A 13467-nucleotide genomic window follows, 5' to 3' on the forward strand; every position below is an offset into this window, starting at 1 on the left:
CCCGGCGCCGCCGCCGCCCGGCCAGGCCGTGCCGCGCGTACCCGTCCCCAGCGTGCCCGTCCCCACGGTGCCCGGCACCCGCGCGCCGGCACCGCCGCCTCCCGCGGGCCGCGCCGCCCCGCCGCCCCCGGCGGCGAACGAAGCCCAGCGGGTCACGGACCCGGAACTGGGCCTGTCATTCGTGCCGCCGTCCGGCTGGATGGCCCAGAAACAGGGGGGCGGCTATCTCCTTGGCTCCAACACCCACGCCGGATTCATCGTGATGCTGCCCCATCAGTTCCGCAGCCTGAGCGAGGTCCAGGCCGCCGCCGGCGAAGGGTTCGTGGACGAGCAGCAGGGCATCCAGCTCCTACCCGCCGGCCCGTTCCAGCCCCTGGGCGGCAATGCCGTCGGCGCCGAGTTCAACGGGCTCATTCAGGGCCAGTCGGCCCGCGCCTACGCTGCGGCGGTGCTCTCGCCGCAGGGCGGCGGGGTGACGCTCATCGCCGCCACCACCGCGGCCGCCTACTCGGCCGCCTACGCCGGCTTCGTCCGGGAGCTGGCCGGCAGCGTTCGGTTCGTCCCCCGCGCCGCGGGCGCCGGGGGGGGAGGCAGTGACGCGTCGCTGGCCCAGTGGATCGCCGGCAAGTATTACTCATACAGCGGCGGCTCCACCCTGTCGGGCGGCTCCGGCACCGAGCGGCAGGTGATGTTCTGCCCCGACGGCACCTTCTACAGCGCCACCGAGTCGGGCTCCTACGGCACCGGCTCCTGGGGCGTCGCCGGGCAGTCGAGCAACCGGGCCCGCTTCACCATCCGCGGCGACCGCCAGTCGGGCGTCATCATCCTGCAGTGGCAGGACGGCAGCACCGACGAGTACCGCTACCAGGTCACGGGCGAAAGCGGCGTCATCCTGTTCAACGGCATCAAGTTCGCGTACGCCGGCGCGCCGGAATGCGGATAGTCAGTTGTGAAGAGACGATCGGGTTGAAGTTCTAATGGTTCGCAGGTTCCAGGTTCACAAGTTCCAGGTTGATGGTTGATGGTTGAGGATTGATAGTTGAGGGTTGATAGAATTCGTGCTCGTAATCGTCATAGTCATTCGTAATCGTGATCGTGATTCGTGATCGAGTCTCGAGCCTCGTTCCCGTAATGCTTCACAGTAGACCGCGCCCGCCGGGCGCGGCCCGTCCCCTCGGCACGATCGAGCGTGTCGCCCACGGCTTCGAGTCGCATTAGGCCTCGCTCGCAGAGCGCGGCCCGCTCCCTTGGCACGGTTGAGGGATTCGTCCACGGTCTCCGAGACGCGTCGCGGTGACGACCTATTGAAATCCCGCCACTTCCTGCCGAGTTTCACGGCGCCCGTCCGGCGGACGGGCGCTACTTCGCACCGCACAGTAGGCTGCGCCCGGCGGGCGCGGGGAGAGCACGCCGGGGCTGCGCGTTCCCCGGTTTCGAGGGGCCCGCTCCACGGGAATCCAGAGCGCAGACGTGTCTGCGCACTCCAGACCAACGCCGCATCACCGCCCCATCAGCGCGAACACGCCCCAGCCCATGTATTCACGCGTATGCGCGGCGTAGCGCGCGGGTTCCGCGGTCAGTTGGGCCCGGACCTCGTTCGCCATCTCGTCGCCGGGATTGGCTTCGAGCCATCGGCGCATGGTGAGCCATTTGGCCGCCTCGTACCGGTCCCAGCCGTCCGGGTCCGCCAGCACCATCTCCACGACGTCGTAGCCCAGTTTGCCGAACGACGCGAGGAGTTCCGGCAGCATCAGGAAGTCGGCGATCGAGTGGGCCAGACACCCCGTGGCGACCTCTTCCGTCGGCGGCAACCGCCGCCAGTAGGGCTCGCCGATGAGGATGATCCCGCCGGGGCGCAGACTCCGCGCCAGCAGCTCGATGGTGCCCGCGACTCCCCAGCCGATCCAGCAGGCGCCCACACAGGCGGCCACATCGACCGGCTCGTCCGAGACATAGCCGGCCGCGTCGCCATGGATGAACCGGACCTGATCAGCGACACCGAGTTCTGCAGCACGGCGTTTCGCCTGCTCGGTGAACAACGGGCTCAGGTCGATGCCGGTGCCGACGATGCCGTGATCGCGGGCCCAGGTGCAGAGCATCTCCCCCGAACCGCTGCCGAGGTCCAGCACCCGGGCGCCCGGTTCCAGGCGCAGCGCCGCGCCGAGCGTGGCCAGCTTCTCCGGCGTGATCGGGTTGTGGATCCGGTGCGCGCTCTCGGTGATGGTGAATATCCGCGGGATGTCCATGGTGAAAAATCTCCTGACGGGTGTGTTTCGATTCGGTCAGAGCCGGCCGGCCGGTCGCGCCGGCCCGTGGCTGTTTTCAGTGTCCGCGGGCCCGCCGGGGTCAGACGTGAGCGCCATCTTCCGCGATCTTGATTTCATAGTGCTGGGAACGTTCATCAAAGCGCTTCAAAACCCTCCGGGCGCTCGGCGGGACGACGCACGCCTCATAGTCGTCACCGGCAAACTCTTTTACGGCGTCCAGCGACTCGAATCTTATGATCGTGATGAATTCCACTTCATCGCCCACCCTGCGACGCAGCAGTTGAATGTCCTTGAAACCCTGAATCTCCCGGTTCTTGAAGCCCACGAAGATCTCTTCGTTCAGGAGGGCTTCATAGGCGTCCGTCTTGTCCGGCGTCGTCCCTCCATGCCATATTCGCGCGATCATGCGTCCTCCCTTTCAGTTGTGGGTGCCATTGGTTTCTGACAGATGTCCAACGCTCGGCATCGGCTGCGGCCGCACCCGCCGCCTCGGCGGGCCGGCAGCGGCCGTCAGCTGCAAGTCGTCGTCAGGACACGGTCAAGGGGTTGATCCGCTTGACCTCCCGTCCGATCTCCTGGGCGGCATCCCACAGGTCGACCGCGCGCTGCGCATTCAGCCAGAACTCGGGGGAGTTGCCAAACAAACGCGACAGCCGGAGCGCCATCTCCGGGCTGACCGAGCGGCGCTCACGCAGCAGCTCATTCACGGTCTGTCGCGAAACGCCCAACGCCGCCGCGAGACCGGAGGCCGTCAGGCCATAGTCAGGCAGGAAGTCCTCCCGAAGGATCTCCCCCGGGTGGATGGGGCGAACAACCTTCCGCCTTGTGTTCAGGATGCTCATCCTGCACCTCGCTTCAGTGAGAATCTGTCACTTCAACATCGCAGGCGTCGCCCTCAACGAACCGGAAGCAGATGCGCCACTGGTCGTTGATGGTGATCGCATGCTGTCCTTCCCGGTCTCCGCCGAGTTTGTGGCGCCGATCGCCCGGAGGAACCCGGAGGTCATCCAGGCGCGCGGCCAGATCGATGGACTCGAGCTTTCTTCTCGCCCGCCGCACCAAGTCTGGCGGCAATCGCCTGGACCGGCCGGTTGCAAACAGTTCCGCCGTGTGCTTGTCGACGAAGCTCTTGATCACGGTTCAAGTGTAATGTGTCACGTGACAGTTGTCAAGTCCCCGACCCCGTGGCCTCACAATGGCAGTAGCGCCCGTCCGCCGGACGGGCGCCGAGACACTCAGCGGGAGGTGGCGGAATTTCGATACGTCGTTGCTGCGATTCGGCATGAACTCGTGGGCGAATCGCTCAACCGTGCCGAGGGAGCGGGCCGCGCCCGGCCGTAGCACGGCCTACCGGGTGCGGCCTACGGCGATGCATCACGGGAACGAGGCGCGAGGCTCGAGTCTCGAGCCTCGATTGCTCAGTGACTCCCGATTATTTGCCAATTTTTGGCAGGATTTTCACCGCGCGATCGGCCGGGTCGCCCCTCCCACCATCGACCGGCACCGCCCACACTTTCACGACGAAAATAGCCAGGCGCAGCCCCGCGCACGCGGGGCAGCGCCTGGACAGTCGTTGTATTTGACGTCGCGCGCCCCTGATCAGGGGCGCGGGGAAGATCATCGCAGACATCGTTCGTCGACCGCGATGTGGTGCAGACGGAGCAACCGAACCAACTCCTCTCGCGCCGATACCCGCCGGTGGTGTTCCACCTGGTTCTCAATGTACCGCCGGACGGCTGGGACCTGAGAGGCACTCACCGAGAACGCCGAGTATCCGTCCTGCCAATCGAACCAGGGCGCGTTCTGCACCGTGTGAATCCATTCCGAAGCGCCCCCTTTGATTTCACGAACCAGGTCGCACAATCGATGGGTGGGTTTGAAACCGAGCAGCGTATGGGCATGGTCGGCGATTCCCCCGATCGCCGAGGCAACCGCCCCGTGGTTGCGGCAGATTCCGCCCATGGACGCCCACATGGCCTCGCGCCAATCGTCGGCGATCCACGGCTGCCGGCCGCGGGTGGAAAACACCAGATGAGCCTGGAGACTGAAATAGGTGTTGGGCATGGTTCCCTCCCGAATGATGGATTCATCTATCCAAACGGGCGGGAAGGATTTTTTCCGATGATTCGAGCCGAATTTCTCCGCGCCCCTGCCCCGGGGCGCGCCGTGTTCTAACATTCCGCCGTCCAGGCGCTGCCCCGCATTCGCGGGGCTGCGCCTGGCTATTTTCGTGGCGATCCGAACAGTGTGCCGATCACACCCAAGGGTGCACAGAGTGGAAATTGACAATCATCAGTAATGGGTTCCGGCTCCGCCGGGATGGGATTGCGAGCACGATTACAAGTACGAATACAAATGACGATTGCGATCACGGAACATGCATCCAAGCCCCAGAACCCAGGGCCCAGGTCAGCATTACGGGAACGAGCCTCGAGTCTTGAGCCTCGATTACGATTACGATTACGATTACGATCACGAGCACGAATTACGATGACGAGCACGAACCATCAACCATCAACCATCAACTCTCCCTGTGTCCTCCGTGTCCTCTGCGGTGAATCAGCGGAATTCGGACATCGGACATCGTGGATCGGCCGGCAGGGGACCGCAAAACCTTTCAACTTTCCAACATTCAAACTTTCGAGCATTCGGTCCCCGGCCACCCATCAACCCCAACTTGAACTATACAATAACAGCAGATTCCTGATGCGTCCCGGCCGGGCCCGATGATATAATTCAATCCCTTTCCGGACCGGCTGTACAGGCGGCCCCCCGCCCCCGGATGACCGGTCCGAATAACGGGACCGCCCGAGACGCTGGATTATTCTTTCCCGGAGGATTCCATATGGGAATGACCATGGTGCAGAAGATCCTGGCCAGGGCCACCGGCCAGGCCCGCGTGAACGTCGGCGACGTGGTGGAGCCGGCGGTGCGCACGGCCATGTCCCACGAGAACGGGGCGCTGGTGATCAACCAGTTCCTCGAAGTGTTCAAGGACACCGGCCTGGAGCCGAAGGTGTGGGACCCGTCGAAGATCGTGCTCATCTTCGACCACCGCGTCCCCGCCGAGAGCTCCAAGACGGCCACCAATCATAAGAAGATCCGCGAATTCGCCGCCAGGCAAGGCATCCCCAACCTGCATGACATCCGCGGCGACGAGGGCGGCATCTGCCACCAGATTCTGCCGGAGAACGGCTACGTCCACCCCGGCACGGTGCTCGTGGGGACCGACAGCCACACCACCTCCCACGGCGCGCTGGGCGCCTTCGCCTTCGGCATCGGCGCCACCGAGATGGCCGCCGTCTGGGCGCTGGGCCGCGTGCTCAACGTCGAAGTGCCCGACACCATCAAGGTGAACGTCACCGGCGAATTCCCGCGCCACGTGCTGCCCAAGGACCTGATCCTGCATCTTATCGGCCGGCTCACCGCCGAGGGCGCCAACTTCCGGGTGATCGAGTTCCACGGGCCGACCATCAAGAAGATGTCCACCTCCGGCCGCCTGGTCATCTGCAACATGACCGTGGAGGCCGGCGCCACCTCCGGCATCGTGCCGCCCGACGAGGAGACGGTCCGCTACCTGCGCGAGGAAGCGGGCCTCCCGGGACCCTTTGACATCTTCGGCCCCGACGCCGATGCCGTCTACGACCAGGTGATCGACATCGATGTCGCGAAGCTGACGCCCCAGATCGCCTGTCCCCACACCGTGGACAACGTCAAGCCCATCGCCGCCGTGGCCGGCACCAAGGTGCAGCAGATCGTCATCGGCTCCTGCACCAACGGCCGCCTCGACGACCTGGCCGTGGCCGCCGGCATCCTGCGCGGCCGGAAGGTCGCCCGCGGCACCCGCATGCTGGTCTTCCCCGCCTCGGCCCGCATCTACCAGCAGGCCATGGAGAAGGGCTACCTGCTCGACTTCATGCAGGCCGGCGCCGTGGTGATGAACCCCGGTTGCGGTCCGTGCCTCGGCGTGCATCAGGGGGCGCTCGGAGACGGCGAGGTGGCCCTGGCCACCACCAACCGCAACTTCAAGGGGCGCATGGGCAACCCCACCGCCGAGGTGTATCTCTGCTCCCCGGCGGTGGCCGCCGCCAGCGCCGTCACCGGCGTGATCACCGATCCCACGAAAGGAGAATGAAGCCATGGCCAAGATCGTGCGCAAACTCGGAGACGACATCTCCACCGACATCATCTACCCCGGCCGGTTCATGGCCACGGTGCTCCCCACCGAGACGCCCCAGTTCGCCTTCGCCGACGACGCCGACCTCAACGGCCGGCTGAAGAAGAAGGAGATCGCCCCGGGCAGCGTCCTGCTGGGCGGCAAGAATTTTGGCTGCGGCTCCTCGCGCGAGCAGGCCGCCTCCTGCCTGGTGGGACACGGGCTGATCATCGTCGCCCGCGACTTCGCCCGGATCTTCCTCCAGAACGGGATCAACCTGGGCCTGCAGACCGTCATCTGCCCCGACATCGACGCCAACGAAGGGGACGAGCTGGAGATTACCGAGACGGCCGTCACCAACACCGCCACCGGCAAGACCTTCAAGCGGCTGCCGCTCCCCAAGGCCCGCCAGGCCATCGTGGACGCCGGCGGCCTGATCCCCTACGCCCGTAAGAAGCTGCTGGAAGAAAAAGGCAAGAAGTAAGCCGGACCGGACGGCTGATGGAAATCGAACGGGCGGCCCCCTCGGGCCGCCCGTTCCTCATTAATATTCACCACCAAGGCACGAAGGGCACAAAGAGTGTTGATGGTTGATGGTTCGTGCTCGTAATCGTAATTCGTATTCGTAATCGTGATCGTAATCGAGACTCGAGGCTCGTTCCCGTTCTCGCATGCTCGTAATCGTACTCGTGATCGTGCTTGTAATCGAGCTGTTGGAAGGTCGGAAGGTTTAAACGTTGGAATGTTCACAGGTTCACAGGTTCCAAGTTCGCAGGTCCGCAATCAGTTGATGGTTTTTGGTTGATTGTTCGTTCTGCTCATCTACCCTCCCCCGTCTCCCCTCCCCCGATTCACCCATTCACCGCTCAAATGGCGAATGATCAATGACCGATGACACATGGAACGAGCCCGTGGTGTCCTTCGTGGCTTCGTGGTGAATTTGGCTGGATCGGGGAGCGTGGTTCGATTACGATTACGATTACGATTACGATTACGATTACGATTACGATTACGATTACGAGTACGAGTACGAATTACGAGCACGAACGTGCAAACGCAACGGTCAACTATCAACAATCAACTATTACCCTCGCAGACCGTCAGCGGTTCCGACGCAGCGATCCATGACAGGAGGCAGCCGTGACGCAATGGTTTGAGGACGACGCGTTCTGGTCCGACTACCAGACGTTCATTTTCCAGGGCGGACAGCTCAGCGACCCGGTGCGGGACGTGGACCGGTCGCTGCGGCTCGCCGCGCCGCTGCCCGCCGGAGCCGCTGTGCTGGACCTGTGCTGCGGGCCGGGCCGGCACACCCTGGAGCTGGCCCGCCGCGGCTACCGGGTCACCGGGGTGGACCGCACCGCCGCCTATGTGAACCAGGCCGAACGGGGGGCCGCCGCCGCGGGGCTCGCCGTGGAACTGGTCCGCGAGGACATGCGCACGTTCCGCCGACCCGGGGCGTTCGACGCGGCGTTCAACCTCTATACCTCGTTCGGCTACTTTCCCGATCCCGCCGACGACCGGCGGGTGGCCGAGAACCTGTTCGCCTCGCTCCGCTTCGGCGGCGTCCTGGTGATGGAGCTGATGAGCCGCGAGGTGCTGGCGAGCGGTTTCCGCGCGCGCGACTGGAGTCGCCTGGCCGGCCCGGGCAGCCCCATCGTCCTCGAGGAGCGGCGCCTGAGCCAGGACTGGGCCTGGATCGAATCGGACTGGACCCTCCTCTTTCCCGACGGTCGCACCCAGACCCGCACCGTGAGCCACCGCCTCTACTCCGGCACCGAGCTGGCGGCGTTGCTTCGGGGAGTCGGCTTTGCGCCGGTGACGCTCCATGGCGGGCTGGACGGTCGCCCATACGACCACACCGCCTGGCGGCTGGTGGTTGTGGCGCGGAAAGGCTAGGGCGGTGGGCGGCTACTACGACAAGAATCTTGCGTCGGAGCGGCTCCGGCGCTGTTACGAGCTGGCTCCGCCCCGGGTCCGCCAATACCTGGAGGCGGAAATCCATCATGTCTTGAGTCATCTCTCTCCCGACTGCCACGTGCTGGAACTGGGATGCGGTTACGGCCGCGTGCTGACCGCCCTGGTCCCCGCGGCGACGCTCGCGGTGGGCGTCGACACGTCGCGCGCCAGCCTCGCCGCGGCCCGGCGGGATCTGGCGGCGTATCCCGATCTCCGCCTCCTGGCCATGGATGCCGCGGCGTTGGGCTTCCGCGACGGCACGTTCGACGTGGTGGTCGCCATCCAGAACGGCATCTCGGCATTCCACCGCGATCCGGCTGCGCTCCTCCGGGAGGCCTGCCGGGTGGTCCGCCCCGGCGGCACCGTGCTGTTCTCGAGTTACGCCGACGCCTTCTGGGAGCACCGGCTGGACTGGTTCCGCCGTCAGGCGGCCGCCGGGCTCGTGGGCGCCATTGACGAGGCCCGCACCGGGAACGGTGTCATCGTCTGCACCGACGGCTTCACCGCCACCACATTCAGTCCCGCCGACTTTCTCAAGATGACGGCGGGCCTGCCGGCGACCGTCCGAATCGTAGAGGTTGATGGATCCAGCGTGTTCTGCGAGATCAATCTCAGATGACGAGTTGAGAGTTGAGGGTTGCGGATTCATGCTGTGATCGAAATTTGTATTCGTAATTCGCAACCGAGTACACTCAGTCACTAACCCACCCATTTACTAATTCATTATCAAAGTCGCCCGTCTTCCGCTGAATATATCGTTCATCTTCATCTGTCTGTTTATTGTTTACTGCCAACTCCTATCTTCAAACTCCTCGATGCCGTCACAGCCAGAACAGCAGCGCGGCACCGGAGACGGCCAGCAGCGTCCCGACGATGGCCGACAAACTGGCCCGCTCGCGGAACAGCAGGAAGTTGATGGGGATCATGAGCACGGGTGACATTTGCATGATGGTGGAGGCGATCCCAAGCGGCGCGTGCTGCACTGCCACCAGCGACAGGATCACCCCCACCACGGGGCCGAGCACGGCGCCGCCGGCCAGTTCCAACGCCGCCGTCCGGTCGCGCATGCGCACCACATGCTGGCGGATTTTGCCGCCGGCCAAGGCGATGATGGTGATGCCCACGGTGGCCGCCGTCACCCGGATGACGTTGGCCGAAACCGGAGAGAAATCTCCCTGCAGCCCCAGCTTCGACAGGTACAACCCCACCGCCTGCCCTAGCGCGCCGCCGCCGGCACAGAGGTAGCCCACCATCTCCCAACGGCTCAGTCCGCCGGCGGCGCCGCTTGTGGCGCCGCCTTGCGGCCGGGCATGTCCGCCGATGACGATGGCGATGCCCGCCAGCGTCAGCCCGATGGCGATCATCTGCCCGGCGGTCAGCGCCTCGCCGAGGAACACCCACGCAAGCAGGGCGCCCAGCACCGGGGCCAGTGTCATCACGAGAAGCGCGGGCTGGGGACCGATGCGAATGAATGCCTCAAGAAGCAGTGCGTCGCCGAAGACGAACCCGATGAGCCCCGACAGACCGAGGTACAGCCAGCGCGTGCCGTCAGCTTCCAGCGGCAGCGGCTGGCCGAAGGCGATGGTGTGGATGACGGTGTTGAGCACGAACGCCAGCCAGAGCCGGTTGTGGTTCACCGTCTCGGAGCCCACCCGTGCGCCGGCGCGGGTGAAGCACAGGGCGGTGAACACCCAGCACAGGGCGGTGGCCAAAGCGGCGATTTGTCCGAGATAAGCCACGGGGCGTCCTCGCGCGTCGGAATGAAACCGGCCATGATAGCAAAACCGGGACCCCAGACGAAGCCGATTATACGTACCGTCAACCCGAAAGTTGTGCCGAGACTGAGCCGGCACCCGGCCAAAATAATCCTTGACACCATCCGCCAACTGTACTACTGTAGTAGTACAATGATACAAATTACCATCAACCCTCAATCGCCGATACCCATTTACGAGCAGATCAAGGAGCGCCTGCGCCTGCTGCTGCTGGCGGGCACTCTGGCCGCGGGGGATCAGCTGCCGTCGGTGCGGCAGCTGGCCGTGCAGCTCACGGTTAACCCCAACACCGTGGCCAAGGTGTACCGGGAGCTGGAGCAGGAGGGGCTGCTGACCAACCACCCCGGCAAAGGGTGCTTCGCCGCAGTGCCCCCCGGCGGACGGCGCCGCGACGAGCGCCGCGCCCTCATCCGGAGCGAGGCACGGGCGCTGGCGGAGAAGGCCCGCACCGTGGGCCTGTCCGTCGCCGAGCTGCTCGCCATCATCCAGGAGGAATCCCATGAGTGACCCGGCCATCGCCATCGACCGCTTGCGCTACGCCTACCGCCCGGGGCGCCCTGTGCTCCGCGACCTGTCCCTCGCCGTGCCCGCCGGCGCGGTGATGGGCTTTCTCGGCCCCAACGGCGCCGGCAAGACCACCCTGATGCACCTGCTCAACGGCTTCATGCCGCCCGACGCCGGCGCGGTGCAGGTGCTGGGCCGCGAACCTTGGCGGGAGCGGGTCGCGGTGCAACGGCGCCTGGCGTTTGTGCCGGAGTATCCGCCCGCCTATCCGTGGCTGACCGTGACCGCCTTCCTGGCCTTCTACCGCCGGGTGTGCCCCGGCTGGGACGAGGCGGCGGCGCGGCGGCGCCTCGACGAGGCGGCCATCCCCATGGACCAGCCGTGCGGCGGGTTGTCCCGGGGCCAGCAGGGACTGGTGTCGCTGGGTGTGGCCCTGGGCCGGCGGGCCGACGTATTGCTTCTGGACGATCCCACGCTGGGGCTTGACGTCCTGGCCCGCCGCCGGCTCTACACGGCGGTGGTGGAGGAACTGGCGGCCCGCGCGGTGACGATCCTGTTCGCCACCCACCTCCCCGCCGAGGTGGAGGGCGTGCTCACCCATGCGGCGTTCGTCGCCGGCGGCCGGATCGTCGCCGCCGGCGCACTGGAGGATCTCAAAGCGGAGGCCGCGGCCGCGGGCCGCAGCGCCGCAATCGAGGATATCGCCCTGCATCACTGGGGAGGTGACCATGCTGCTTAAGGACCTGCGCCATCAAGCCTGGAACGTCTCACTCGTGCTCGTGCTGCCGCTGGCCGCCGGCATCATCCGGCTGGCCGGCCTGCGTTGGGGGGATCACCTTCCCGCCGACGTCGCCGAGATCCTGCTCATGCTCAACCTACTAGCCGTCTTCCCCCTGACCGCCGCGCTCACCGGCTTCAACCTCGTGGGGCAAGAGCGGTGGTCCCTGGTGGACACATTGCCCATGAGCCGGGCCCGCGTGCTGGGACTCAAGCTGGGTGCCGCCGGGCTGCTGACCGCGGCGGCGTTGGGCGCCGCCGCCGCGGGCACGGCGCTGGTCCAGCCGCTCCCCGTCAACAGCCTGCAGTGGACGCTGGCGGCCATGGCCGGACTGGCCGCGGCGCTGGTGGGCCTGCTGGCGGGCCTGGCCGCCGGATCGCTCGGAACCGGCGTGATCTGGTTCGCCCTGTCGGCGCTGGCGGCGTTCGGGCTCGCCGCGCTCCTTGGACTCTGGCACACTTTCTTCCACTGCCTGAAGATCTATCCCCTCACGGTTTCGCTTCCCCTGGCGGCGATCGCCATCGTGCTGGCGGCGGGCGCCGTGGCGGCGCAGTACGCGCTGCGGCGGCCGCACCGGCCCCTGCGCAACGCACTCGCGGCGGCGGCGCTCCTGATCGCGCTGGTGCTGGGCACGCTGGGCGCGGCCGCCGGGCTGGTCGCCGGGGCGTTCGCCCCGCCGCTTCGGTCGGAGGCGACATTTTTCATCGGGGTCCAGCCGCTGGCCGGCGGCCGTCTGCTCATTGACGGCTACTGGCGCCGACCGGACTGGCTGTATGGGCTGATGGACCGGCTCGGACTTCAGGATCCATACGGCCTGAAGCGGACGGTGCTGGTGGAGCCGGGCCGCGATGCTCTGATCCCCCTCGGCGGACTGGAACGGTGGGAACACATTACTCCCAGCGACGACGGCCGCTACGTGGCCATGCTGGGTTATCCCGAACCGGCCGCCCGCACGCCCGGGATGCGGTTCGGCGTGTTCGACACCGCCGGCCGGCCGGTGCTCCGCCGCATCCTCCAGTTGAACGAGGTGGGCCGGACAGCCTCCAACCTGCTCTTCTGGCGCCCGGGCGCCACCGATCTTTACCTGGTCCAGGCCGGTTACATCCGCCGCATTGAGCTGCCATCGGGGCGGGAGAGCGTGCTGCCGCTGGCCACCGCCCCGGCCGCATCCGTCGGAGCCCCCGCCATCGACTGGCAGGATTTCGGTTTTCTGGATGCGGACACCCTGTTCTGGGCTCGTCGATTCGACACCGTCGCCCTCGACGGCCTGGTGTGGTCGCCCAGCGCACAGCGCTGGGAATCCGCCTTCCGCCGAAGCGGGACGCCGGCCGAACCGGCGGCACCCTGGGCCAAATCCGTGGACTCCCTCTCGGTGGCCGGCCGCTTTCCCCGCAGCGGCATTCCCTTCGCCGGCACTACGCTCTTCGCGGCTCGGACCGGCGGCGAGATCCGCACGCTGGCGGTGGGCGACCCCGGCGCGGCCGCCCTGTTCACCGACGCCGGCGTCCTGGTCGAAGCCAGCGGCCAGCTCGAGCTGCGCCGCTGGTCCGACGGTCAGGCGGCGTTCCGGATTCCGTTCCCCCACGCCCTGTCGGGCGGCGTCAGCCACGGCGGCCGCGCCCTGCTCGTGGGGCGGCCCCGCGGTGACCGTGCGCCGGAAGACCGCCTGCTTCTCGTAGATCTTGCGGACGGCCGCCTCGTCCCGCTCGGCGACCCGCTGCCGGCGGGCCGGGTGTACTGGCTCCAGGGCCAGCGCGGCGCCGTCGCCGAGGTGAAGCTGTCCGGTGGCGAGTCGCCCGTCCTCCTGCTCGTGGACATCACCGCCGGCCGGTTCGTGGGCTCGTTCGATCCGGAATCCTTGGATAGTAAACAGTGATCGGGGAACAGTGAACAGTGAGGAGATAGGAGATTGGAGATTGGAGATTGGAGATTGGAGATTGGAGATTGGAGATTGGAGATTGGAGATTGGAGATTGGAGATTGGAGATTGGAGATTGGAGATTGTAGATTGGAGATTGGAGATTGGAGA

Annotated in this window: 14 protein-coding genes; 8 read left to right on the forward strand and 6 right to left on the reverse strand. The window is 66.1% G+C overall.

What is annotated here, in order from left to right; translation table 11 throughout:
• The coding region (locus tag GX414_08385) for a hypothetical protein (protein NLI47110.1) at positions 1 to 943 on the forward strand (943 nt) is incomplete at its 5' end.
• A gap of 556 nt (positions 944 to 1499) precedes the next feature.
• On the opposite strand, the gene GX414_08390 is transcribed toward GX414_08385, so the two are convergent.
• The 5 genes from GX414_08390 to tnpA all read right to left on the reverse strand — a co-directional run bounded on the left by GX414_08390 (position 1500) and on the right by tnpA (position 4331).
• Complete coding sequence (locus GX414_08390) at positions 1500 to 2246, reverse strand: class I SAM-dependent methyltransferase (GenBank protein ID NLI47111.1); 747 nt, start codon at positions 2244 to 2246, stop codon at positions 1500 to 1502.
• A 100-nt stretch (positions 2247 to 2346) separates the two neighbouring features.
• Positions 2347 to 2673 carry an antibiotic biosynthesis monooxygenase gene (locus tag GX414_08395; GenBank protein ID NLI47112.1) on the reverse strand — a complete coding sequence of 109 codons (327 nt, stop codon included), beginning with the start codon at positions 2671 to 2673 and terminating at the stop codon, positions 2347 to 2349.
• A gap of 121 nt (positions 2674 to 2794) precedes the next feature.
• Positions 2795 to 3109, reverse strand: a complete 315-nt coding sequence (locus GX414_08400) for a HigA family addiction module antidote protein (GenBank protein NLI47113.1) — start codon at positions 3107 to 3109, stop codon at positions 2795 to 2797.
• 13 nt (positions 3110 to 3122) lie between these two features.
• The gene (locus GX414_08405) at positions 3123 to 3404 is read right to left on the reverse strand and encodes a type II toxin-antitoxin system RelE/ParE family toxin (GenBank protein ID NLI47114.1); all 282 of its coding nucleotides are present in this window, start codon (positions 3402 to 3404) and stop codon (positions 3123 to 3125) included.
• 480 nt (positions 3405 to 3884) lie between these two features.
• The gene (tnpA, locus tag GX414_08410; GenBank protein ID NLI47115.1) at positions 3885 to 4331 is read right to left on the reverse strand and encodes an IS200/IS605 family transposase; all 447 of its coding nucleotides are present in this window, start codon (positions 4329 to 4331) and stop codon (positions 3885 to 3887) included.
• Positions 4332 to 5112: 781 nt separating this feature from the next.
• On the opposite strand from tnpA, the gene GX414_08415 reads away from it, so the two are divergent.
• From GX414_08415 to GX414_08430, 4 genes are all read left to right on the forward strand, one after another.
• Complete coding sequence (locus tag GX414_08415) at positions 5113 to 6402, forward strand: 3-isopropylmalate dehydratase large subunit (GenBank protein ID NLI47116.1); 1290 nt, start codon at positions 5113 to 5115, stop codon at positions 6400 to 6402.
• Positions 6403 to 6406: 4 nt separating this feature from the next.
• A complete protein-coding gene (locus GX414_08420; protein NLI47117.1) occupies positions 6407 to 6907 on the forward strand; it encodes a 3-isopropylmalate dehydratase in 501 nt (166 codons plus the stop codon).
• Between the two features lie 656 nt (positions 6908 to 7563).
• A complete protein-coding gene (locus GX414_08425) occupies positions 7564 to 8322 on the forward strand; it encodes a methyltransferase domain-containing protein (GenBank protein ID NLI47118.1) in 759 nt (252 codons plus the stop codon).
• A complete protein-coding gene (locus GX414_08430; GenBank protein ID NLI47119.1) occupies positions 8303 to 9001 on the forward strand; it encodes a class I SAM-dependent methyltransferase in 699 nt (232 codons plus the stop codon). Before GX414_08425 ends, GX414_08430 begins: the two co-directional genes overlap by 20 nt.
• Positions 9002 to 9203: 202 nt before the next feature.
• Here the strand turns inward: GX414_08430 and GX414_08435 are convergent, their stop codons facing one another.
• The gene (locus GX414_08435) at positions 9204 to 10121 is read right to left on the reverse strand and encodes a DMT family transporter (GenBank protein ID NLI47120.1); all 918 of its coding nucleotides are present in this window, start codon (positions 10119 to 10121) and stop codon (positions 9204 to 9206) included.
• Between the two features lie 168 nt (positions 10122 to 10289).
• On the opposite strand from GX414_08435, the gene GX414_08440 reads away from it, so the two are divergent.
• From GX414_08440 to GX414_08450, 3 genes are read left to right on the forward strand one after another with little or no spacing between them, the layout of a single operon-like run.
• Positions 10290 to 10664, forward strand: coding sequence for a GntR family transcriptional regulator (locus tag GX414_08440; GenBank protein NLI47121.1), 375 nt, complete (start codon positions 10290 to 10292; stop codon positions 10662 to 10664).
• A complete protein-coding gene (locus tag GX414_08445; protein NLI47122.1) occupies positions 10657 to 11400 on the forward strand; it encodes an ABC transporter ATP-binding protein in 744 nt (247 codons plus the stop codon). The genes GX414_08440 and GX414_08445 overlap by 8 nt, the downstream gene beginning before the upstream one ends.
• Entirely contained in the window at positions 11390 to 13315 is a 1926-nt protein-coding gene (locus tag GX414_08450) for a hypothetical protein (protein ID NLI47123.1), read from the forward strand. The genes GX414_08445 and GX414_08450 overlap by 11 nt, the downstream gene beginning before the upstream one ends.
• Positions 13316 to 13467 lie beyond the last annotated feature (152 nt).

It is taken from the genome of Acidobacteriota bacterium (assembly GCA_012517875.1).
Lineage (GTDB): Bacteria > Acidobacteriota > JAAYUB01 > JAAYUB01 > JAAYUB01 > JAAYUB01.